Origin of the sequence: Salinisphaera sp. G21_0 (genome assembly GCF_017744115.1) — a bacterium.
Classification (GTDB): domain Bacteria; phylum Pseudomonadota; class Gammaproteobacteria; order Pseudomonadales; family Endozoicomonadaceae; genus Endozoicomonas.
Map to the genome: position 1 here is coordinate 43179 of NZ_JAGHQW010000015.1, position 23736 is coordinate 66914.

Sequence of the window (23736 nt, forward strand, 5' to 3'; positions counted from 1 at the left end):
CTCACTGACATCTGTCTTCTGACTTTGTTATGTGTAATGTGCTTATCAGCTACTGCACGGTGTACCACTGTTTGTCCAACCCAGGCTCTCCCTGGGCAAAATAACCTGGAAAGGGGGCATGGCCATGGTTTTGGGGAACCCCATCAGATTGACCGGAGTGACAAATTCAAATGAATAGCCGCCATCCCCCTGGGTCAGTTGTGCCCTGACAAAACGGATGGAATCATAGGCAGCACAGTTAGCCGGGGAGGCAATGACACCGCCATCCACATCCAGATAGGCCAGATCAATATGACTGGTGGTCAGTCCATTAATTAATGCACTGCGGCTGCCGTCAGCTTTCAGCATTCCCGCCGCTTTGGCGGATTGAATACCACTGGCGTTGGGAAACAGGAATGTAGCGGCTTCCGCAGACCGGCGAGTGGATTCCTGTAGCAGGTTCATGGTGAACATCATACGACCAAAATCAATAATGCCCAGAATCAGGGCAAACAGCACCGGGGCAATCAGGGCAAATTCTACAGCGGCGACACCTTGCTGTTGTCGCTTTAACACATCAAAACAGGTGCCTATCATTAGAAAACCCTCATGGATGCCTGCGCTTGCATGGGAATGCTGAGATCCAGGCCAAGCAGGGGGATTTCGTTGAAAATGGGTTGATAGGTGTAATCAATCTGTACCATCAGATTGCCGTCTATTTCGCTGCAGTAGCGTTCGCCATTGATCTGGTCTACCAGTTCACTGAGAATGTTGTAGCTTTCAAGATACGCTCGAACCCGGCAGAGGGATTGTCTTGATGTGCTTGTATTGCTGTTTTGAACAGCTTCAAGGGCGTTAAAATTCATGTGGACCTGGTTTTCAGATAACCCGGGAAGGACGGGATCTCCTTTAGAATTGGCAATACCATAAACTGCTACCTGGCGAGCCTGAATCCGTAACTCATTTTCCAGATTAGCTTTTAAATTCTCCAGATTAAAAAGGCCACTGCTGGGAAGTCGGGCAGAGATATAACGTGCAGCATCAAACGCTGCCATATGCAGGCGCTGATAACTGTAATACATTCGACCAAATTCAACTGTGGTAATTAACAGTGCTACCAAAAAAGGTAAAACCATGGCAAATTCAACGGCTGCCATCCCTTGCTGCATGTTGGTGTTCTCGTTATCTCTGCTCATGACCCTGGCCCATCATAGAGAACCACATCATAGGCACCACTGATCTTCTCTTCATTTGTAATGGCAGGACAGGGGATATGCTGTGCAATAAACTCTGTACGATATTCAAGATCAATGTTGGTCCAACCCCGCTCTTCATCTACATCATCAATGAACACACGGGCCGGTTCCAGCATAAAGAAGCAGGCAAATTCTTTGTTATCCAAATCTTCAACGCCACAGCTGGGGGCAACGGGCATTTTCAAAATACGCCGGTTGGTTTCACACTCACTTGTGTTGCATTGCATGTTTTGATTGGCATTGTCTTGAAGATAATCTGCATAGATATAGGGATAATCTGCGATAGCTACTTCTCTGCCCCAGCGTCCAAGTATCTCAGTAAGTAAACCCAGGTATTCCTGAAAAAACTCAACTTTGCCATCAATATTGGCCTTTGGGCGAAACTGCCGTGAAAAGGCATCACGTTCTCTGCAATCAGCACAGGCTAACTCATCCTGAGAAGAGAACGTTGAATTGTAATCAGCACTGAAAACATCATTGCCGAAATTAGTAATACCCAGTCTAGTGTTCAGCATTGTGCCGGGCCTGAGAGTCCATGAGTCGTAACCAAACTCATCAACTACCCTGGTGGGGGTATCTTCATACATCAGCACATTTTCTCCACTCCCTAGCATTACGGAAGTGATTTCATAGAGCAAAGGCATATTCAATACCTGTTGTTCAAAACCGGTGGTATCAATAAACATTCTGAAACCAACCACATTTTCCAGATCCGTGTCGTCTAGAAACGATTCGAGAAAGTGATAGATTTGTGGATCATTGGTGTCAGCCGGCCCGGGATTACCCAGATTATTGGTGCAGGCCATAATCGGCGCAACGCTGTAGGCAGGCTCCGGTGCCGGACCGGCGACAGCCGTCGCTGTTAACGTGGTATCACCAACACCCGCCAGACCCAGCAAAATCGGGGATACTGTTTCTGAAATACTGACGGCAAAACGCCCGCTCAAATCGGTGCTTCCTCCTTTCGGGGCAGAGATATCGATATTCAAAGATTCCGTATTGCCGCCCATCGCTTGAATGGTGGCGAGAGCGTTGGCTTCTGGTGCGTTATAGGTCTCATTGGGAAAGAAGTGACTTTTCGCCGCACTCAGTGCAGCGGCATTGGCCATATTCTGCAGCCTGTCCCGCTGGGCAAGCATATTGCCGGTATCTACTGCCAGCCCCATCATTGCCATAACACCGGTCAGGGTAATGGCAACCACCACGGCAACAGCACCACGCTGTTTCCGTTTAATGAAAATGTAGGATAAACGTCGTTTATCTTGCATAACGGCTGTCTTCCAAAATAAGGCTGCTGTGTGGTCAGTTACCTAAATCAAGAGTGATACTGTTGTTCTCCGATGAGTCACTACTTTCACTACCCCGATATTCCCCGAGACTTTGGGCCGCCCGGCCACCATCTTCACCGCTTAACAGTTTGTCAGAGTTCTGTTCAGAGGCGTTCGGGTGTAACCGTTGACTGACCATAATGGACTTGACGGCAAGGCGGCGGGTGTCAGCGGCTTCATCAGTAAAGTGATGCCGTTCTTTCATCACGCAACCGGTTAATGTCACTGATACCAGGGTGAGAAGAAGTATGGAACGTTTACTGTTTAACCGGATCATTAGTAATCACCTCCCAGGTCATGACCGTACTGGCCTTCCGTACCGGCATGGGCTATCCGTTTCTGCGGGTTATCGGTTGCCGACTGAGCTTCCGGCTGGAATTGCCCAAGCAGATAAAAGGCGCGGTCATCCGGAGCCACAAACGTATCGGTAGGCAGGGAGGGCGCTGGATTCTGTAATGGTCTTGCCAGACGGGGTGTCACCATAATCACCAGTTCCGTCTGGCCTTTCTGGAATTCCTGGCTGCGGAACAGATAGCCAAGCACCGGTACATCGCCCAGGCCGGGGAATTTATCCACCACATCCCGCAGGTTTTCGTTGACCAGTCCGGCAATGGCAATGGTCTGTCCATCCATCAGTTCAACCGTGGACTGGGCACTGCGCTTGGTCAGGGTGGGAATCACCAGCACATTGGAGTTATTGGCAAAACCGAAAGAGGAGGCACTATAGCTGATAATATCGCTGACATTGACATCCAGCTGCAGGTTAATACGACCAGAGTCCAGTACCATAGGAAGGAACTGAAGACCAACGCCGTATTCCTTGTAGTCGATGGTCACTTGATTATCACCGGAATTGACCGGAATCGGAAACTCGCCACCGGCAATAAATTTGGCTTCCCGGCCACTCATGGTGGTCAGTGTTGGCTCTGCCAGAATCCGGGCAATGCTGTTGTCTTTTGCTGCATCAATATAAAGATTAAACAGGCTGTCACCGGTCAGCAGACTGGCAAACAGCCCTGAGCCGGGCAGGGTGATATCATCCGGAGTGAACTGCTGCAAGGGTGGCCCCCAGACGCCACCGTTCTGTATCAAGGGAATCGTATCACCACTGTCCCCGGTGGTGAGGTTGGGGAAACTGCTGCCGCCATTGGCACCACCAACACTCCAGCGTCCACCATTGGTCAGGGCATTAAATTTGATGCCCAACCGCTTGAGATGGTTACGCTGGACCTCGGCCACCTTAACTTCCAGCATCACCTGTCGGGCACCGCCAATACTCATCAAACTGATGACACTGGCATCTTCATCAGTGCCGCCGGCAGCAAAGCTCTGAGCCAGGCGAATAGCAGAATCCTGAACAATGGCATCGGACACTTCACCGGAAAGCACAATATCCCGGCCACTGCTGCGCACTTCAATGGTTTCTCCGGGCAGTAGGCGATACAGTTTGCGCTTCAGCAGATTCAGATCATGGGTAACTTCAATATTGAGACTGGCCAGCAGTCGGTCTTTGCTGTCCCAGGCGTGAATATTGGTCTGACCCAGGGCTTTGGCAACCACATATACCTGACCACTGTCCAGTACCAACAGATCGGCAATATCGGGATTACCCACAGAAATACGGCCTGGCTTGCCCGCAAGATTGATCAGTCGGGACTGATTAATAGCCACCTGATGCTGATGATGATTGCCCCGTGAGATATCAATGGCGGTGGCCGCAAAAGCAGGCCCGGGTACAAGTGGGGTTGATAACAGACACAGTGAAAGGGTGCCGAGTGCGCAGCCTTTTATACACCCTCTGGCCAGCTTCTTGAAAATAAGTCGATTAGGTGAACATAACATCGTAAACACTACCCCTGATCAGTTGCTGGAAGCCAGAGAGGCCGGTTGCCCGGAAGCACCAGGACTGACAGGCTGGCCTTTCAGTCGGGTCAGCTCCCGGGAGGTGCCCCGGATAATCTGCAGCCGGTCATCTTCTATCTCCGGATACAACGATTCTTCCGGATTACGCAAAGAAAGTTGCAGGCTGCCACGGCTGCTGGCCAGCACCAGGGATTCGCTGTCCCGTGGCGAGACTTCCAAGGTCACCGAGCGCACCACCTGGGGACGACCGCTGTCGTTGATAGCCTGCTGGTCTACTGCCAGCACTACCACATCTGAAAGAAGAATTTCGGAGTTGTCCGTATTATTAGAGCCACCGCTGCGGGCAGTTTGGATGGACAACACATCCACCCGGTCGCCGGGCAGCACAAAACCGGCGACACCACTGACGTCGTTTACCCGAACGCTCACCGCCCGCATGCCCGGCTGTACCCGGGTGGCCAGCAAACCACCGGTACCGGCATCGGTTAACCGTGCGGACATAATAATATCCCCCGGCAACAATGCATTCAGGGCCATCTTGCCGTTTATCTCTGTAAGCCTGGTCAGGGCACCGTCTGGCAGATGTTCAAGGGCAATATCCATGGTGGAGACCAGGTCATTGGTCAGGGGAGTGCCGAAGGGAATGGTCTCTTTTGCCACCAGCACCTGCCCCATGGGGATACCCTGCTGCTGGGCCTGAACCGGCTGGGTGGATTCTGCCCCGTTCAGTTGTGTGCTGGCATACCAGGCGGCAGTGAGTCCCATCACTGCGGAGAAACCCAGCATACCCAATGTGCGTCCGTTCATGGGTGCTTCCTTGCTGTTTCAATATTGATAAAGGCGTAGGTTGTCAGGAAACAACGGCTAAACCAGTGTCTGATAATAAAATTGCAGAATAACGCCGGTGGTAATGGCCAGGGCATAGGGGAATTTGCCCGTGGCCACCTCGCCATCAACCGGTGATAAATAAGTCATTAGTTGTGTGCTTAGCCAGTAACGCTGAATTGTGGGTAGCAGCTGGCCTTTAAGGGCAATATAAAACAGTGCCAGTATGCCGCCGGAGATCAGGGTAAACAGGGCGGAAACAAAGATTGCCTGGCTGCCGAGTATGGCACCCAGTGCGGTCATCAGTTTTACATCACCGGCACCGATGGCTTTGTTAAACAGGTAGCCGGGGAAGAAGCAGGCAAAGCCGGTGAGGGTGCCCAATGTGGAAAACATCAGACCGATTGTGCTGTCGGTGATGGTGTGAAAGGCAATGGCTAGAACAATCACAGTGCCATTTAGCCAGTTGGGAATTCGGTTGTATCGACTATCGAAATAGCAGGCCAGTAACAGAGTGCTGCATAGCAGAAGAGTCAGGGCCTGCGGGTAATCCGTTACCTGCATGGGGGGTCCGTGTTTTTTCTTTATTGGTTTTCGTTCCCATGCTTTTACGCTCTAGTGGGTCAACATGGGGATACCGACCTTACGGCTTGTCTGCTTTGGGTTGTCTTTGGTCGTATGCAATCCCACGGAGAACCGTGGGAATGAGGTCAGAGGTTATTAAACATCACCTTCGTTACCACCACCGTCAGCACTATCAGGGGCAATAGCGTTAGCTGCTGTATCAAAGATATTGGTATCATTAAATGCAGTTGTTAAAGTCCCTACAGCAGCAATAACAGCACCTGCTAACAAAGCATACTCAACAGCAGCCAGCCCATCTTCTTCTTTAAGGAAATCGCGAATCAATTGCCTGATCATGTTAATAATCCTTTTACTAACTTTATAAATGTGATCGGTTTGGGAGCGATTGGTACTAACATCCCTACAATCGCTGGACATATATTAATCAGCTTTGTCAATTTGTGTCTATAGTTTGTGTGAATTTGGTCAATATTTTATCTGTATGCCATCTGAACGGATATTTCTTCGGCGAGTTTATATCCTGCAACGAGCCGGATCCCTTTTTGATTTTTTATCTGTTGTCGTCGGTTTTGTCCGTGAGTGATTGCGGATGATGAACCAGATAGTGCAGTCTTAACAGATGCAACTCATCATAAGAAACCTGTTCCTGCATCGCATCAAACAGTGGTCGTAAACGGTCTGTACCGTGGGTGTCTATGGCTTCCAGAACACGAACCTGTTGTGCAGGCAATAACCGGGACTGTTGGAGAAAAGCATCCGAAACCGGCAGATGAGCGACTTCCGTCTGGTATTTATAGAGATGGCTGAGCAGGGTAGGCAGCTTCAGATTGAACTCGTCCTGAAGACGGTTGAGACAGTTATACTTGCTGAACGACTCCCCAACCTCAACATGTCTGCCCCGGCTTACTGTTCGATGACGGGGGCGGCTGTCAATGGCAGAGGGTTTTGCGATCTCTTCTATCTGATGTTTTTCGCAAAATGAGATGATTTCATGGAGAAACGCATCGCCATAGTGATCCAGTTTTACCTGACCAACACCGCTGATCTGTAGCAGACTGTATCTGGATTGTGGAAATCTGGCCGACATTTCAATCAGGGTTTTATCGGAAAAAATAACGTAAGGCGGCACGTTCTCCTGATCTGCCAACACCTTGCGACAGGCTCTGAGAATATTAAACAACTCGTGGTTATACTCCAGACTGCTCTGTTTCTCTGCTGTTGCTTTACTGGCAGGTTCTGCTCTTTGCGTAAGCCTGATCTGGATTTGCTGAGCCCCTTTGAGTACGGCACGGGAGTTGTCGGTCAGTTTTAAGCTGCCGTATTCCGCATCCTGAAGTACCAGGTTTTCCTGGATCAATTTACGGGCCAGCTGCTGCCACTGGGGTCTGGTCAATTCAGTACCGATGCCGTAGGTGGGAATCTGGTCATGTTGCCGTTCCCGGATTCTTTTGGATTTTGATCCCCGCAGCACATCAATGATATAGGACACACCAAAGAGCTGTCCTGTGCGATAGATGCAGGAGAGCAGTTTCTGGGCGGGTACGGTCACATCAGTAAACGGCTGTTTCTCGGATAAGCAGTTGTCGCAGAGCTGGCAGTTTTCCTGGCTATAGGCTTCACCGAAATAGTGCAGCAGCGGTGCTCTCCGGCACTCCTCGGATTCTGCATAGCCGATCAGAGCGTTCAGGTGCAGGTTGGCGATGCGCTGTTCCGAATCGGGTTTCTGGTTGATAAAGAACTTGACCTTCTGAATATCGCCATAGCTGAACAGGAAGTGGCAGTTGGCAGGCAGTCCGTCCCGCCCGGCACGGCCGATCTGCTGGTAGTAGCTTTCAATATTCTGAGGCATATCAAAGTGGAGAACAAAACGAACGTTGGATTTATTGATGCCCATGCCAAACGCTACGGTGGCCACCATGATCTGTATATCATCCCGGATAAAAGCGGACTGGTTAGTCTTCCTTTCTTCACTGGAGAGCCCGGCATGATAGGGCGCTACGGAACAACCGTTATCCGCCAGAATCTGCGTCAGCTCATCCACCTGTTTCCTGGAATTGCAGTAGATAATGCCGGACTGATTCTGGTATTTCTCAATCAGTTTCAGGGTCTGGTCAACAGGCTTCTTTTTTTCCATCACTTCCAGAAACAGGTTGGTCCGGTTAAAGCTGGCGATAAACTCATTGGTGTCGGACATCTGCAGACTGGTTTTTATATCCTGCTGTACCCTCGGTGTGGCGGTGGCTGTCAGTGCCACACAGACGGCATTTGGAAAGAGTCGGCGCACCTCTGCCAGTTGCCGGTATTCCGGGCGGAAATCATGACCCCATTCGGAGATGCAGTGGGCTTCATCAATGGTCAGGCAGTCAATGTTGAGGGTGCTGAGCAACTGTTGCGTACGTTCCAGCATCAGGGTTTCCGGTGCCATATACAGCAGTTTGATGTTGCCATTCTGCACCTGGCCCAGAGTGTTATGATAATCCGCACTGCTCAGGGTGCTGTTTAACAGGGCGGCGGGAATGCCCAGAGAAGTCAGTTGATGGACCTGATCTTCCATCAGGGAGATCAGCGGTGAGATTACCAGGGTCAGTCCCGGAAAGATCAGAGCCGGGATCTGGTAACAGATAGACTTTCCACCACCGGTGGGCATGATGGCCAGCGTGTCGTTACGAGCCAGTATGTTGTCGATAATGGCGCTCTGATGTGAGCGAAATGCATCGTATCCAAAGACGGAATTGAGTATTTCTAGTGCTGGTGCGGACATAGCTATTTGAATTCAGGCTGTTTCAGGATAGAAATTCCAATGGTTGTCCTTTTTACCGTCTTTATGCTGCCATTTTCAACTTTTTTGCTGGTTCAAAAAGGTTGGCCCGTGGAAATTGATATGGCAATTTTTATTGAAGTAATTATCACCAGCGCAGGAGAACAGGCAATCACCCTTTGCCCTCCGTAGCCTTTCGGTTTTAAGCAAGAATAGCCTTCCCACTGTTTTTTGCTAAAAAAATATTCGGGCTAGTACACTTGCCACCTTTTATAGTTTTTTTGAATCTGAACGGTATACCGCACATTTCCCGACTTTGTTTTTCTTGTTGAGGTTGTCATACTTGATAACTATTTTTTTCAGGGTTCTGAGGTCGTGTTTCACTACTTTTATTGGGTAGTAAATGCGTAGCAAATACGTAGTAAATGGCAGTCGATTTCGGGGTTTTTCAGATTTTTTCAGTGGACCTTAGTGGTTAATGAATCAACCTATAGCTAATAAAGAGACAACGGTGGTTTCACCGGATCGGCGATTTTCCGTGGCACCAATGATGGACTGGACTGATAGACACTGTCGCTACTTCCACCGTGTCCTGTCTGAGCGGGCACTGCTGTACACCGAGATGGTCACCACCGGTGCCCTGGTATTCGGCGATAAAGACCGCTTTTTACAGCATGATGCATTTGAATACCCATTGGCCATTCAGCTTGGTGGACATGATGCCAGCGACCTTGCCTTTTGCGCCGGGCTGGCGGAAGAACGGGGTTATCAGGAAGTTAACCTGAACGTGGGTTGTCCCAGTGACCGGGTGCAAAATGGCCGTATCGGTGCCTGTCTGATGGCCGAGCCGGAAACCGTAGCCAATGCTGTCAGAGCCATGAAAGAGCGTGTATCCATTCCGGTAACAGTAAAGCATCGTATTGGTATTAATGGTCGTGAGTCCTGGGAAGAGTTGCTGGACTTTGTCGGTACCGTGGCAGAGGCGGGGTGCGATACCTTTATCGTTCATGCCCGAATTGCCGTTCTTGAAGGGCTTTCTCCGAAAGAGAATCGGGATATTCCGCCGTTAAAACCAGATTGGGTGTATGCACTTAAAACTCAGTTTCCCAGGCTGAATATTTCTATCAATGGCGGGATCAAGACTTTTGAGGAGATCGATCATCACCTGCAGTATGTGGATGGAGTGATGCTGGGTCGTGAAGCCTACCAGAATCCGTATCTGCTATCCGAGGTGGATGGTCGGCTCTATGGTTGTCAGCAGCCCGTGAAGAGTCGCGCTGAAGTGATCGAGAAGATGCTGCCCTATATTAAGTCAGAGCTTGCCCGGGGAACATGGCTCAGCCATATTACCCGCCATATGTTGGGGCTTTATCACGGTGTACCCGGCGGTCGTCGTTTTCGCAGGCACATCAGTGAAAATGCCCATAAAGCCGGTGCCGGGATTGATGTGCTGCTTGATGCTGTCAGGCTTGTGGAAAGCGTGTAATACCTGAAGGCAATGTGAAAACAAACGTCAGGCAGTCAGCTCTGGCTGCCTGCAGCGCTCCAGTTGTTTAACCAGGTCACTGAAGGCCTTCTGGTTGTCTTCATTCAGGCTCATAAGCGTTCTGTGGGCTTCCAGTACCCGGGCATGAATGGATTCCTCACTGCACTCCTCACATTCAATGTCCTGATATTCGCAGGTCTGACCGGCGACATCTTCAACAATGATAAAGATTCGCTCAAAACCCATGCTCATAAGGATTCTGGTGATATCAGGGCGGGGAGATATCAGCACTGGCCGCTGGTCTATCTGCTTTCTGGCCATAATGGATAATTTCGCCAATAGCCCCAGTGACGTGCTGTCGATGGTTTCCGCCTCTGAAAGGTCAACAATCACAGAACGAAATCGCGGCTCTTCGAACATGGCCTGAAGCAGATTCTCCAGACTGGAGCAGAGGGTGAGTCGAACTTCTCCGATCAGCTTAAGTACGTAGGTACCTTCGCTTTCGGCAAACTGAATTTTTCCGGGTGTCATAATCAGTATCGAGCCAGTATTAACATTGCAATGTCATCAGGGGCTTCCTGAATATCATTGAGCCCCAGCCTTTCGGTCAATGTTGCTATGGTGTCGGCACCTTCTCCGATAACCGATAATAAATGATCTTCCTTTTCTTTGAGGCTTTTCTGGGGCAAAACCTCAAGAATACCATCAGATAGAATAGTTAAGCTGAATTGCCGGGGCAAGTCTATAATAACATCCTCATAGGCAGCATCTTCAAACAATCCTACCGGTAAGCCTTTGCCTTCAAGAAAACGGACCTTTTTGCCTTCTTCAGCGATCACAGGTAATGGAAAATGTCCGCCAAACGAGTAGGTAAGCGTCTGGTCACGGGTATTGACTATGCCACCAAACACGGTGACATGTTTTCCCAGTCCGGTTTTCAGCAGGCTCTGGTTAATGTAGCTCAGGACATGTGAAGGTTTGACCCTGATTTTACCGCCGTTGTTGTGATAGTCCTGAAGCAGGCTGATGGACATATGCTTGAGAAGCACCGTAACAAAAGCAGATGACGCGCCATGCCCGGAAACATCGGCCAGATAAAAGGCAAAACTGTGGTCACTGAGCGTGAAATAGTCGACAAAATCCCCGCTTAAATAGAGGGATGGGATGATGTTATGGTCAACTTTGAAATCCTTGTATTCCAGCGGGTGTCTGGGCAGCATATTCATCTGCACCTGACGGCCGGCTTTCTGGTCCTCCTGCAACAGGGTCAGGCTGCTTTTCAAAGAGTTGATGGCCTCTTCGAGGCTGGCCCGGTAGCGCTTGTTTTCCATCAGTAACTGGGCTTTTTCAAGAGCCCGGTGGATGGCGTACTCTAATACCTCAAGATCAACGATCGGCTTAACCAGGAAATCGCTGGCACCAAGGTGCAGAGCTTCTACTACATCGGTCATAACGCCAGCACCGGAGACAACAATAAAGGGGATGTCACTGGCTTCACTGCGCACCTGGCTCAGCATGGTGAGTCCATCCATGATCGGCATGCGAAGATCACACAGAATCAGGTCCGGATGGCAGTCACGAAAAATATGCAGGCCCTGTTGTCCATTTCCGGCTTCATGGGTTTTGAAACCGATGCCTTGCAGGTAGGCGACAATGCTTTCACGTACTATGGTGTCATCATCGATGACCAGAATGGTACTGCCGGTCATGGATATACCTGCAAAGTAAAGTGAAGATAAGGACCCGCTTGAACCCGATACATTCGGATAAAAAAACCACATTAAAATGTAAAGTTAAGGGAAAAATACTCCCAAGCTGCCTTGGCTGCAAGCGGGAGTATTGGCAAATTAATGTGTTTGCTTAAAGTCATCGAAGCCAATGGCTGATGCGATTGTCATTGACGGTTTATAGTTAGAAGTCATCTTCAGGCAGCTGGCCGGTGATCAAATATTCACGTCTTTGTAAATAAGTGTCCCGGATAAAGGTGTAACGGTCTCCAAGAATCAGCTCTTCAGCATCCAGGAATTGAGCGCGACGATTGATAAGGTCAATGCCGTCGAGAATCCAGCGATCCCGCTCAGTGTCATGATAGGCTACCGGATTGGTGAATGCATCAGGAATTCGGCCAACGCCGGAACGGAACGTGCTCGGGCCAAGTAACGGAAGCATAAGGTAAGGTCCGGAAGGTATCCCCCAGTTGGCAAAAGCCAGCCCGAAATCGCTGTAGCGCTTATCAAGCCCCATGGGCGTTGCTACATCAATCAGGCCAAGAATACCCGCCGTTGAATTGATGATGAAGCGGCCTGATGACACCAGTGCATCCTGCCCTTTGAGCTGGACGCCGGCACTGGCGATATTTCTCAGTTCCCCGAGGTTGCTGAAGAAGTTGCTGACTAATGTTTGCACCGGCCCGGGGGTGACAAAGTGGTAGGTCTTTGCCACCGGCTTCAGGGCATAGTGATCCAGGGTGTCATTCAGTTTGAACACCCGGCGGTTCCAGCCCTCCAGTGGATCATCGTAAGAGACGGGTTCAGTGCCAAACGTCAAAGCGGGAAAGAGTGTCAGTACCATTACGACAACTGAACGAACAATAAACGCAGGAGAATGATTCACACGTTTGATCCTTGATTCCTTGTTAATTTTCAACGTCTTCAATGACTCAGGCACACCTGTTTTCTGTTGCATGCAATGACGGGATGAGTTTCGCAAACGGTTGTCCTGGACGGTTAGCTGTCGGGATGAGTTATAAAAAAGCGATGATGAGGCTATTTTAACTTGATCTCATGTACTATTGCCAACCCATGGTCAGCTTCAGAGGTTGAGAACAATCTCCCCGTACCATCGCCATTGTCCAAATGTCCCGGTATCACCCCGCCTGACTGGGTGAATCCGCTGTCGGGTTAAAGCCCGGAGTCTGTTTGGCCCCATCACCCCATCGACGTAACAAAATCACGGACGGGAACGCAACCGCATACATCGTCAGCGAATACACCGCTGCTGGCAGGGCGAGGTCTGGCAAGCCTGTACTCACGCCACTGATCAACACCGTCAGGGTCAGCGCCATGGGGGAATTCTGAATGCTGGCTTCAATGGCAAGGGTTTTGGACTCGGTACGGGTGAGATTAGACAATCGTCCCAGTATCAAACCAAAACACGTCATCACAATGGGTAAGAAAAGAAGTCCCAAAACCACTTGGGAAAAGTTATTCATAACATTTTCGGCGGAGGACACCACTGCACCAAGCACGATGATGGTCCACAATACGTAAGCCAAACGTTCGAGCCCGGTTTCAATTTTTACTGCAATTGACGTTTTAAAATGGCGGAAGATCACCCCGAGTGATACCGGCGTCGTGGTAATCAGAAAGGTGACTAAGGCAATGTCACTGAAGGAATACTCGTTTAATGCATCACCCAGGAAATGGGTCAATGACAGTGACACCAAAAAAGGAACAGACACAAAGGCCAGAATACTGGTAACGGCGGTTAAAGAGACGGATAACGCCACATCGCCTTTGGCTAATTTAGAAATAATGTTGCTGGTTACGCCCCCGGGGCAGAAGCTCAGGATCATCAGCCCTGCGGCAAAGGCGGGGGAAAACGAGAACAAATGCACCGTCAGATAGGCCAGCAGGGGCAGCACCATGACCTGGGCCGTCAGTGCAATGCCCACCACCCTTTTACGTTCCAGTACACGTTTAAAATCACTGATTTCAAGGCCCAGGCCCAGTGAAAACATAATGATGCTTTGTGCAACCAGCAGCGAAATATTGACTATAACGTCCATCTAACCTTCTCTCTTTGTTATTGTTGTTGAGAACTCCGTTCAGGGGGCATCCTCCCGAAACTCTGAAAGCACAGCCCTGCTCACAGAACAACGTTATGTCGGTTAATATGCCTGCTCAAGGCGTGGGTGAATATTGAATTAACTTTTGTAGAGTGGTCAAAGAGAGGCATAGGAAGTTCTTTTTGCTGCTGAAAACTCAGACACCATAATCCGCTGCCTTCACTTGTGGGAGCACCGGTTTGGACAATCACATTAACAGTGAATCGGGAATAAATAACTCGTTATTCTTTAATGATATTAAAAATTATTTTTTTATTTATAAAATATTTATTTGGCTGGGAAACTAATTAATAACTTTCCACTCTAAAACAAGAGTTCAATTTTATCGATTTTAAATAAAAACATAGAGAGGGAATGATCATGGGACCTGTAACTGATAATCCGGTAAAAACCCTGGCTGCCAATGCTGGGCCGGATGCGGCTTATTCATCCGCTATCAAGGGTGTGAACGATGGAGCCAATGCAATACATCAAACAACCAAAGCTGCGGTTGATGACCTGGGCTTTAACAAGCCCGGTTTGATCAAATGGGGAAAATGGCTTGTTGGCAAGCTTGGCCCGTTTGGATACTTTGCCACTATTGTGCTTAGCCCGATACTTATCCCTGCCTCCCTGGCCTATGATGCGGGCAGAGGCATGAAACTCCTGTTCCGCAAGATCACCGGGGTTGAAGAGCCGGTTCAAAAGCTTCTGCCAATGATGGCAAAGCAGGTTCAGGAAGCCGGAAAGCTTAAGCAGCACAAACAACAAATTGATTCGAGGCATGCAGAAGTTTCTGCCCAGCTGGCAGCCTGGAAGACCCACTCGGGTGAGTTAAAGAGCCTGAACGATCAGGTTAATGATCAGGCTAAGCAGTTGGAGCTTAAATTAAAACGGGAGCAGAAGAGAAATCATCAGCTCAATGTTCTGCTGGAACGTTTAGCCAATCGTGCAGATGGTCTTGAGATCAATAATGAAGAAAACAGTAAACGTTATCAGGATTTAAGAGTTGCATTGGACAAACAACTGGCTGAAAAATCGGTACGTATTGCAGAGCTTTCCAAAGAGCTTGAAGCAGCCCGGCAGCAACATGATCATGATCTGGAAGGTGATATGCGGACCAGACAGGAACAGGCTGATGTAATTCATAATCTTGAGAGCAAATTAGCAGCAGACCAGCAGCAAATGTCTGATTTAGAGGGTCGTTACGAGGCAGAGATATGCAGATTATCAGGTCGGCATCTCTTTGAAACGATGAAGTCAGATAATCAGCATAAGCTTGAATTGAAGGAGCTTTCGGCGACGCTTCAATCTGAAATGGATACATTAGCGGGTGGTTATGAAGAAACTATTAAGGCTATCGAGGCTGAAAACGAAGAGCAGGTTCAAAAGCTGAGGGCGGAATGCCGCGAATTGAATCAGAGGATGAAAGATCAATGTGCTAATAATGAAAGTCTGCAGTTTGTGGAAACATCGCTTAGAGCCCAGGTATCTCAGCTTGAACAACAATACAGTAAATCTTGTGATCAATTAACGAGTTTGAAGGAGCAATACATTAATCTGCTTAAAGAAAAAGAAGCGAAAGCAAAGACCGAAATTCATACCCGATCACAGCTTGAGAGTCGTATTAAGGAGCTTCAGGCGACACTGGATATTCCAAAGGATTCACGTGGAGTGCAGACATCTGAAGTCACAGTAAGTGAATCCCGGGAGCGTGTCGACACAGCTTCCCAGGTAGAGGAGCAACCACTAACGGTGCTGGTCAATACGGATACCCAGACAGAGATTGGTTCCTCGGATGCTGAGTTCCACATGGTCGAAGGTGCCCTGCCAGGAGCGGGGCTTGAATTACTGATAAAACAGGCAGTTTCTGAGGACGAAGAGTTGCTGGGTATGCCTGTCCACGGTAACTCGGAGCAGGAAGAGGTAAACGTCAATGTCGGTACTCAACATGAGCTGGAAAATATAACCGATCAGCTTCATGCTGCAGAAAACAATGTTCTCCACCTTTCTAATGAGTTGCATAACCTCATGGAAAAACTTAAAAGTAACGAAGGTGATGTAGCTCGTTTGGTGGAAGAAAATAAAAAACTGTCAGAAGAAAAAGCAAAGCAAGATGAAGATTTAAATTCTCTGGAAATGTTGATTAGTGGAGAACGTTCGGATAGTGCGGATTTAACAGGTTTAAAAGAAGCATTAAAAGACAGGCTTGAAGCTGACGCTATGACAATCGGGGAGCTGGACGCTAAATCAAAAGCTATTGATGAAGAAAAGCGCAAACTGCTGACAAAAAATCAGGAATTGCATTACGAGAATGAGCGTTTATTGCAAGCAGTCAATCAATTTGAGGCGCTGCAGGAACAACAGGAAAAATTCATTGAACTTAAGGCGCAGCAGAAACAACAAAAGCAAGACGATCCAAGTACCGCTGAATTACCTCGGACTGAAACGCCTGGGTCAGTAGCTGCAAATGAGGTAGTAGAATCCGAAAATGTTGAACAAAAGCCATAACGCCAGTAGCAACCCAAAGGACGGCATTATCGCAAGCAACAGGTGGAACAGATGTTTCCACCTTGCACCAATTGCAGACTGACATACTACCCTGGACTTTAAGTCTAAATGAGCAGACAGCTGGACAAGATCAGCGCTCAGCTTTGATGAGTGAATGTCCCACTATGGTAGACGGGGCTTCTGATAATGGTCCTCCAGGGATAGATCAGGCCTTATCAACAGCAAGCAACGCGGTGGCTGCAGTTCGGCTGGATAATGCCATGATTGGTTTAGTGAAGTGGCCCTATAGCCAGCTCTGCAAATCCTTGTATCTGGCTTTTGATTACGGAGCGAAGCCCATGGCCTCATGGACATGGAAAAAGAGTACGGCTATTGTCGATGCTATACGGCAGAACACCGGCTGGCTTAATCGGAAGATATGGGCAAAAGCGCCTGATCGGGCCGATTCCGGCGCTAACACGGACAGTCTGCCAGTGTCTTCCAGGCCGGAAGCGGATGCTTCAACTGTACCCGATAATCCGGAAGTATAGCTACGGCTATGCTATCTGGTTTATGCTTTGCATAGTCAGCCTCCGAGAACCCTGCCGTATTAAACTGTCCTGCGCGGCAACCGCTCCTGTGTTCCCCTGGTACATGGTTTCAATGTAATTGATGGTTTCTCTCTATCAATGACGCCCAAACTTTGTTCGTCCCAGGCGGAGTCGAAGGGTGTAAACACCATACCCAAGACTGCGCCAATCACCCTTCGTCCGTGCATCCTGCGCGGAGATTACACCTCAAACTCATTGAAACGGTGTGCCTGCGCCGGCATCCATGTAGTCGTGAAATTGGTCTAAAACCCCGAACAACCCGATTGTCGAGTTGTCTCTCCCTGGTTTTCAGATAATGAGTTATCGGATATTGAAATTAAAACACTGTCTTTTGATTTTAAAAAAAATATGAATTCATGCAACTTTCTCCAGCTTTATCTTCTCCAAGCATTGTTATTTTGGCCCAACAAAAAATGCAAGGTAATAAAATGTCTTATAGCAATATCATGACACCTCCCCCCGCGGTGTCACAACCCAGCTTATATACTGGTGTGCCATCTTCTGTTCCCGAAAAGGGGCAGAGGCAGGTTTCCTGGGGGGGGAGTGGAGTAGCTAATTACGAGGCTGGCACGCCTCATTTGTCAGGACATCAGTATGCAGGGGCAGCTCCATCATTTGATGGCTCCCCCCCTTTTGGTGGTCGTGTTGTTGATCATGCTAACCCTGAGGCTATGTCCAGATTGAAGGAACACAACAATGAGCTAATGATGCAGAAAAACGAACTTCGCATGGCACTTCGTGACACTGAGGAAAAACTAAAAGCCAGTGAACAACGGAATCGTCACCTGGCAAAAAGAGCTGATATTCCTCCTGACAGATATACTGAATTATTAGCGAAGGAGCGAAGGGCCTCAAGATGGGAGGATTCGAGCCAGCGTATGACTGATTGTACCGAGCGACTCCTGGACTCTCACCAGATGGCTCGTCAAACAATCGTGGAGCTACTGGCTGAGAAAACATCATTAACTGAGTTACAGGAGCAGACGAGAGACACTCTTAATACTGTCAACCATGAGCTCAAAGGGGAGAGAGAGCAATCGGAGCAGGTTCAATTGAAATGGAGCGAGGCAGAGCAAGAGGTAGCCCGACTAAACAATGCGCTGCAATCTGCGCATGCCGATAAACAGTCTCTGGAAGGTCAGCTCAATCGCGCGTTAGACCATGCAAGCAATGCTGAAGAAAAGATGTATGCAGAGGCTGAGAAGAATCTTCAGCTGAAAACCACAATGTCAGAGCTGGTGACTGAAAAGTCAGAGCTGTCAGCGACTATTGAGAATATGGATCGTCGCGTGGCTTTTTTGAACAAAGAGATTGAGCGGGATGGGCAAGCGCTGTCTGCAATAAACCTGAAGAAGAACCAGTTAAGAGAAGAGTTGGACTCATATCGGAAAAATGAGACCCGGTTGCAAAATGAACTACATAACACGAAAACCAGTCTGGAGGCTGCCAATGGTCAACTGACCCGCTCGGAGAATTTATTAAGTGATACACAAAAAGAACTTTCGGAAGTAAAGAAAGAGGCACTTTCCCTGGAACAGCAGCTGACAAGGGTTCAGGCGGATAAAAATCACGTATCGGAACGCGCCAGGCAACTGCAGACCACGCTAAAGGAGAAACTGGAGTTAATAGAAAATCTCCAGACTGAACGTGCACGAATGGGAAAAGAAGTTGACTCTTTACGGGAGGAGGTGGGTCAAAGTAAGGCACGGGTTGCTCATCTGGAGCAAGAACTGAAAGAAAGTGAAAAAAATATTAAAGGTTTAGAGCAACGAATCGAACAACAGGTGTCAGAACTTGGCACTATGCATCGCATGGGAACGGAGTTTAATAATACAAAAACCCTTAATACAGAGTTGCAGCAGAAAAATCAGAAACTAATGGGTGAATTGGAAACAGCTCATAAGCAGGCCAGGGATAACCGGGCCCTGTACGATGCAGCTTTACTTGAAAAGGGTAAAACGGATCAGGCTCTGATGAAGGAGCAGAAATCTCATAAAATAGATATTGAAAATTTTCAACAAACGACCCAGAGTCAGCAGGAATTAATTCAGACTCATTTGTCATCAATTTCGGCGCGTGAGAAAGAGATTCGTGATCTGAACACTCAGGTACGAGGCCTTAGTGCCGAATTGGCTACCGCTAAAGCTGAAGGTAATAAGGAAGAAATTCAAAGACTACGCCAGGATGTTGCAGTAAAAGAGCAAAAAATTGCCATACTTCAGGAACAGCAAAGGGTATCCCAGACACAAATAGATACGCTGCGTGAACAGGTCGATCAGCTGCAGCAAAAACTGGCTGAATCTGAACTGGATTGCAAGAAGGGGGCGGCAACCATCAATGGTCATATTTCTATAATGAATAAAGCAGAAGTTGAGATCAGGGAGTTACGAGAACAACTGGAGGTAATCAACAGTATTAAAAAAAGCATTCTTGAACTAAAAGGTGGTGTACAAATGACTGGTAAGCGTATGGATGACTTCAGTGGTCGTTTACAGCGTTGTGAGGAAAAAATACAGGAATTTATCCGCAACATAGAACCAATTATGAATATCCCGAACTTTGCCTCAATGGTGAATGATATAAAGAGTGATTTAAAAGGACTGGGTAAAGAGTTCTCGACCATAAGAACGGAGCAGGGACAGAACGAAAATAGACTTGCTTCTCTGGAATCAAGAACAGAGCTGATGGAAAGTAGTAGCAAGACAAGTGTCACCATTAAAAGAGAAGAGAGGTCTATTGAGTCAGGCTCTTCTTCATTGATAACGAGTACGTCAGGCTTTGATGGCGTGTCCCAGTATGAGATCCAAAGAGGGCTTGCTGCCGACCTGGGGGTTGTTGAGGGTGCAGCCGTCGGCCAGAGTAGTCTGAACCAGGCTGGTGTGGATTCAGCGTACACTTCATTGCAATTACAGAGTCAATTGACAGCTGATGGAACAATGGTTTCATCAAGGCCGACCCACATGCAGGACAGCTCCAGTTTGAGAGGTGGCCTGACACCGATGGGACGTTATGGGGACGGCTTTTCATCCTCGGAGGATTACTCCATTCGTGATCCTTACCCTGACATTCAGGAACTATTAAATGAGAATTTTGACTCTGGATCACGTTCGGAAATTACCTACCATAGTGTGAGTAGTACGAGGGATATGTATACAATGGAGTCGTTAACAATGCCTCTCAGCGGAGATAGCAGCGACGAAGCGTGACACTTATCAGGTGAACATCTGGCTGAGGATACCTCTGAAGCGATTCAGAGGTATTTTTATGTGTATCGATATTATTGTTACCCGGGAACCGGGTTTCTGAAGTCAATAACTTCAGGACAGGGACCCCTTGAGGGGGCCCATTGATTAGCAGGGTTATACTTCACCAGCCCCCTGGGAGGCACGGCAAACGTAGATATCAGCCACAAGGCCATTGGAGCAGGTCGGATAGTGTTCAGTAACCGCCTGTTTGACCGCATCCACTTTTTCTGCCGGAATCAGTGCAACGACGCAACCGCCAAAGCCGCCACCGGTCATTCTGACACCGCCTTCACTGCCAATCACAGCTTTGACAATATCAACAATACCGTCGATGGGTGGTACGGTGATCTCAAATTCATCCCGCATGGAGAGATGGGATTCAGCCATTAATCTGCCCATGGCTTCCAGGTCACCCCTGCCCAGTGCTTCGGCAGCGGCCAGGGTGCGATCATTTTCAGTCACCACATGGCGGGCCCGGCGGTAGGTCAGTTCATCCAGTTCGCCCTGGCTGGCTTCCAGCTGGTCCAGGGTAATATCCCGCAGGGCTTTGACGCCAAAGTGCTGTGCTGCTGCTTCGCACTGTGTACGACGGGTGTTGTATTCACTGTCTACCAGGCCACGTTTGACATTGGAGTTGATAATCACCACCGCCGCGTTTTCAGGGATGGGCACCAGTCGGGTATCCAGGGACCGGCAGTCCAGCAGCATGGCATGGTCTTCCTTGCCACAGGCGGAAATCATTTGGTCCATAATACCGCACTTGCAGCCAACAAACTCGTTCTCTGCCTGCTGGCCAATCAATGCCAGCTCTTTCAGGCTGACATCCAGCCCGGCCATTCGGGTCAGGGTCAGTCCGGTAACCACTTCCAGGCAGGCGGATGAACTGAGGCCGGCACCCTGGGGAACATTGCCAATAATGGCAATATTGACACCCTTGAGGCTCATTTCCTTTTCCAGCAGTACGGTGGCGACACCACGGACGTAGTTGCTCCAGAAGGCCTCTTCACTGTGCGGAACCGGCAGGGACAGTTCAAACTCGGTGACCTGCCCGTCGTAACTGTGCGCAGTGGCCATGACTTTCTGGTCATCCCTGGGAGAAGCCGCAATCATTGCCTGGTAGTCAATGGCACAGGGCAGTACATAGCCATCGTTGTAGTCGGTGTGCTCACCAATCAGATTGACCCGGCCAGGTGCCTGGAAATAGTGGGTTGGCTGATGGCCGAAGGTTTTCTCGAACAGTGCAGTCAGGGTTTGTTTCTGGTTCATCTTACTTTCCATAACTCGGAGCAATCTTAAAGGCTTTTCGCAGGCTCTGGGCTGCTTGCCAGATAATGCACATCGGACAGTTCGCGCAGACGAGCAGCAGCCTGTTCCGCGGTCAGGTCACGCTGAGTTTCTGCCAGCATTTCAAATCCCACCATAAACTTGCGAACGGTTGCTGATCTCAGCAGCGGTGGATAGAAATGAGCGTGCAGTTGCCAGTGGCTATCATCGGTACTGACTTCACCCTGATGACAGGGCGCACCGTGCCAGCCCATAGAGTAGGGGAATGACGTCTGGAACAGATTGTCGTACTTTGTCGTCAGTTTTTTCAGGATGTCGGCCAGGGCATCACGTTCCACTTCGGTCAGATCCGGCATGCGCAGTACCTGTCGCCTGGGCAGCAGCAGCGTTTCAAACGGCCAGGCTGCCCAGTAGGGAACTACGGCAATCCAGTGATCATTTTCAACGACGGTACGTTCACCGGACTCAGATTCCCGCAGGGCATACTCAACCAGCAGATTGGTGCCTTTTTCCTGCAGCCATTGACGCTGGTTGTCGTCTTCTTTGCGGGCTTCGTTGGGCAGAAAGCTGCTGGCCCAGATTTGCCCATGGGGGTGGGGATTGGAACAGCCCATCACCGCCCCTTTGTTTTCAAACAGCTGCACCCAGGGGTAAGTCTCCCCCAGTTCGATGACCTGTTCTGCCCAGGTATCCACCACCTTGCGGATTTCCTGTTCGGTCAACTGTGGCAGGGTTTTACTGTGATCCGGTGAAAAACAGATCACCCGTGCTTCCCCCCTGGCAGAGCTGCTCTGGAAAAGGTCTGACTCGCTGGTGGCATCCGGGGTATCCGTCAGCAGCGCCGGGAAGTCATTGGGGAATATGTAGGGATCGGTGTAGTCCGGGTTATGGTCACCGGTAATACGGTCATTGCCCGGGCAGAGAAAGCACTCCGGATCATGCACGGGGCGAAAGTCCGGCGCTGTTTTTTCCACCTGCCCCTGCCATGGGCGCTTGGCTCGATGGGGAGATACCAGTACCCAGTCGCCAATCAGCGGGTTGAATCGACGGTGTGGGTGATCAACAGGATTAAATTGTGTCATTGGTTAAATCCGTTCGGGTTTTCTGACTGCCAGCGCCAGGTATCGATGGTCATATCGTCAACGGTGCGGGTGGCTTTCCAGCCCAGCTTTTGTTCTGCATAGGCAGGGTCGGCGTAACACTGGGCGATATCCCCGGGACGGCGTGGCTGGATTTGGTGAGGCAGTTGTTTACCACAGGCTTTTTCAAAGGCGTGCAGCATATCCAGAACACTGCTGCCTTTGCCGGTACCCAGGTTGTAGGTGTGGACGCCCTGATCGGTCCAGTGGGTTCGCAATGCCGCCAGATGGCCAAGGGCCAGATCAACCACATGGATATAGTCACGCACACCGGTACCATCGTGGGTCGCGTAGTCGTTGCCAAAGACGTTGAGCAGCTCCAGCTTGCCAACGGCCACCTGGGCAATATACGGCATCAGGTTGTTGGGTATACCACTGGGGTCTTCACCGATAAAGCCGGATTCGTGGGCTCCCACCGGGTTGAAGTAGCGTAGAATACTGAAATTCCATCGATCATCAGAAGCCGCCGTATCACGCAGGATCTCCTCCACCATGAATTTGCTGCGTCCATAGGGGTTGGTAACCTGGCCAACCGGGAAGTCTTCCCTGATCGGCACTTCATGGGGGTCGCCATACACGGTGGCAGAAGAGCTGAAGACCAGGTGTCGTACGTCAAACTCATCCATGACTTCCAGAAGTTTTACTGTTCCGTTGACGTTGTTGTCAAAATAAGCCAACGGTATCCGGGTAGACTCACCAACGGCTTTTAGCCCGGCAAAATGAATCACCGCTTCAATGCTGTGTTTGGTGAATACGGTGCGGAGCGCCTCTTTATCGCGTATATCAACAGGATAAAAAGCGGGCTGCTTACCCGTCAGGCTTTCCACCCGGTGTAGCGCGGTCTCATGGCTGTTGCACAGGTTATCTACGACGACCACGTCATAACCGGCATTCAGTAATTCCAGACAGGTGTGGCTGCCAATGTAGCCAGCCCCGCCGGTGATCAGGATACTCATTGTCTACCTCGTTCAGGCAGTTTGTCTGCCTGTTAAATAATCGATTGTGGTCATTTTACGAACAGGCAGCAGGATATTTCTTTTACGGTTTTTTTTCTGTTTTTC

21 protein-coding genes are annotated in these 23736 nt (G+C 49.3%); 5 read left to right on the plus strand and 16 right to left on the minus strand.

The window, feature by feature from the left end; all coding sequences use genetic code 11:
- Positions 1-45: 45 nt before the first annotated feature.
- From J7439_RS08890 to recQ, 9 genes are all read right to left on the minus strand, one after another.
- Positions 46-576, minus strand: a complete 531-nt coding sequence (locus J7439_RS08890; RefSeq protein WP_209201476.1) for a TadE/TadG family type IV pilus assembly protein — start codon at positions 574-576, stop codon at positions 46-48.
- Positions 576-1175: a TadE family protein gene (locus J7439_RS08895; RefSeq protein WP_209201477.1), complete on the minus strand. Its 600-nt coding sequence runs from the start codon at positions 1173-1175 to the stop codon at positions 576-578. Before J7439_RS08895 ends, J7439_RS08890 begins: the two co-directional genes overlap by 1 nt.
- Positions 1172-2503, minus strand: a complete 1332-nt coding sequence (locus J7439_RS08900; protein ID WP_209201478.1) for a pilus assembly protein TadG-related protein — start codon at positions 2501-2503, stop codon at positions 1172-1174. Before J7439_RS08900 ends, J7439_RS08895 begins: the two co-directional genes overlap by 4 nt.
- A gap of 34 nt (positions 2504-2537) precedes the next feature.
- Positions 2538-2840: a hypothetical protein gene (locus tag J7439_RS08905; RefSeq protein WP_209201479.1), complete on the minus strand. Its 303-nt coding sequence runs from the start codon at positions 2838-2840 to the stop codon at positions 2538-2540.
- Positions 2840-4405, minus strand: a complete 1566-nt coding sequence (locus J7439_RS08910) for a type II and III secretion system protein family protein (protein ID WP_209201480.1) — start codon at positions 4403-4405, stop codon at positions 2840-2842. The genes J7439_RS08905 and J7439_RS08910 overlap by 1 nt, the downstream gene beginning before the upstream one ends.
- A gap of 18 nt (positions 4406-4423) precedes the next feature.
- On the minus strand, positions 4424-5233 hold the full coding sequence (gene cpaB / locus J7439_RS08915; RefSeq protein ID WP_209201481.1) for a Flp pilus assembly protein CpaB: 810 nt from the start codon (positions 5231-5233) through the stop codon (positions 4424-4426).
- 57 nt (positions 5234-5290) lie between these two features.
- Complete coding sequence (locus tag J7439_RS08920) at positions 5291-5815, minus strand: A24 family peptidase (RefSeq protein WP_209201482.1); 525 nt, start codon at positions 5813-5815, stop codon at positions 5291-5293.
- A 156-nt stretch (positions 5816-5971) separates the two neighbouring features.
- The gene (locus J7439_RS26410; RefSeq protein WP_286198261.1) at positions 5972-6172 is read right to left on the minus strand and encodes a Flp family type IVb pilin; all 201 of its coding nucleotides are present in this window, start codon (positions 6170-6172) and stop codon (positions 5972-5974) included.
- 214 nt (positions 6173-6386) lie between these two features.
- Positions 6387-8597 carry a DNA helicase RecQ gene (gene recQ, locus J7439_RS08930; protein WP_209201483.1) on the minus strand — a complete coding sequence of 737 codons (2211 nt, stop codon included), beginning with the start codon at positions 8595-8597 and terminating at the stop codon, positions 6387-6389.
- Between the two features lie 39 nt (positions 8598-8636).
- On the opposite strand from recQ, the gene J7439_RS08935 reads away from it, so the two are divergent.
- Positions 8637-8786, plus strand: a complete 150-nt coding sequence (locus J7439_RS08935; protein ID WP_209201484.1) for a hypothetical protein — start codon at positions 8637-8639, stop codon at positions 8784-8786.
- Between the two features lie 286 nt (positions 8787-9072).
- The gene (dusA, locus tag J7439_RS08940; protein WP_209201485.1) at positions 9073-10080 is read left to right on the plus strand and encodes a tRNA dihydrouridine(20/20a) synthase DusA; all 1008 of its coding nucleotides are present in this window, start codon (positions 9073-9075) and stop codon (positions 10078-10080) included.
- Positions 10081-10107: 27 nt separating this feature from the next.
- Here dusA and J7439_RS08945 read toward each other — a convergent pair whose 3' ends face one another.
- The 4 genes from J7439_RS08945 to J7439_RS08960 all read right to left on the minus strand — a co-directional run bounded on the left by J7439_RS08945 (position 10108) and on the right by J7439_RS08960 (position 13867).
- The gene (locus tag J7439_RS08945) at positions 10108-10611 is read right to left on the minus strand and encodes an STAS domain-containing protein (RefSeq protein ID WP_209201486.1); all 504 of its coding nucleotides are present in this window, start codon (positions 10609-10611) and stop codon (positions 10108-10110) included.
- 2 nt (positions 10612-10613) lie between these two features.
- The gene (locus J7439_RS08950) at positions 10614-11795 is read right to left on the minus strand and encodes a SpoIIE family protein phosphatase (protein WP_502950418.1); all 1182 of its coding nucleotides are present in this window, start codon (positions 11793-11795) and stop codon (positions 10614-10616) included.
- A 196-nt stretch (positions 11796-11991) separates the two neighbouring features.
- Positions 11992-12693, minus strand: a complete 702-nt coding sequence (locus tag J7439_RS08955) for an MlaA family lipoprotein (protein ID WP_209201488.1) — start codon at positions 12691-12693, stop codon at positions 11992-11994.
- Positions 12694-12946: 253 nt separating this feature from the next.
- Positions 12947-13867, minus strand: a complete 921-nt coding sequence (locus J7439_RS08960) for a bile acid:sodium symporter family protein (RefSeq protein ID WP_209201489.1) — start codon at positions 13865-13867, stop codon at positions 12947-12949.
- A gap of 579 nt (positions 13868-14446) precedes the next feature.
- On the opposite strand from J7439_RS08960, the gene J7439_RS08965 reads away from it, so the two are divergent.
- The 3 genes from J7439_RS08965 (at position 14447) to J7439_RS08975 (ending at position 20213) form a co-directional block, all read left to right on the plus strand.
- Positions 14447-16417, plus strand: a complete 1971-nt coding sequence (locus J7439_RS08965; protein ID WP_209201490.1) for a hypothetical protein — start codon at positions 14447-14449, stop codon at positions 16415-16417.
- Between the two features lie 146 nt (positions 16418-16563).
- Positions 16564-16947 (plus strand): hypothetical protein, encoded by a 384-nt coding sequence (locus J7439_RS08970; protein ID WP_209201491.1) that lies wholly within the window; start codon positions 16564-16566, stop codon positions 16945-16947.
- Positions 16948-17363: 416 nt separating this feature from the next.
- Positions 17364-20213 carry a coiled-coil domain-containing protein gene (locus J7439_RS08975; RefSeq protein ID WP_209201492.1) on the plus strand — a complete coding sequence of 950 codons (2850 nt, stop codon included), beginning with the start codon at positions 17364-17366 and terminating at the stop codon, positions 20211-20213.
- 153 nt (positions 20214-20366) lie between these two features.
- Here the strand turns inward: J7439_RS08975 and galK are convergent, their stop codons facing one another.
- The 3 genes from galK to galE are packed head-to-tail and all read right to left on the minus strand — an operon-like array spanning position 20367 to position 23631.
- The gene (galK, locus tag J7439_RS08980) at positions 20367-21518 is read right to left on the minus strand and encodes a galactokinase (RefSeq protein ID WP_209201493.1); all 1152 of its coding nucleotides are present in this window, start codon (positions 21516-21518) and stop codon (positions 20367-20369) included.
- Positions 21519-21544: 26 nt separating this feature from the next.
- The gene (locus tag J7439_RS08985; protein WP_209201494.1) at positions 21545-22618 is read right to left on the minus strand and encodes a UDP-glucose--hexose-1-phosphate uridylyltransferase; all 1074 of its coding nucleotides are present in this window, start codon (positions 22616-22618) and stop codon (positions 21545-21547) included.
- On the minus strand, positions 22615-23631 hold the full coding sequence (galE, locus tag J7439_RS08990; RefSeq protein WP_209201495.1) for a UDP-glucose 4-epimerase GalE: 1017 nt from the start codon (positions 23629-23631) through the stop codon (positions 22615-22617). The genes J7439_RS08985 and galE overlap by 4 nt, the downstream gene beginning before the upstream one ends.
- Positions 23632-23736: the final 105 nt, after the last annotated feature.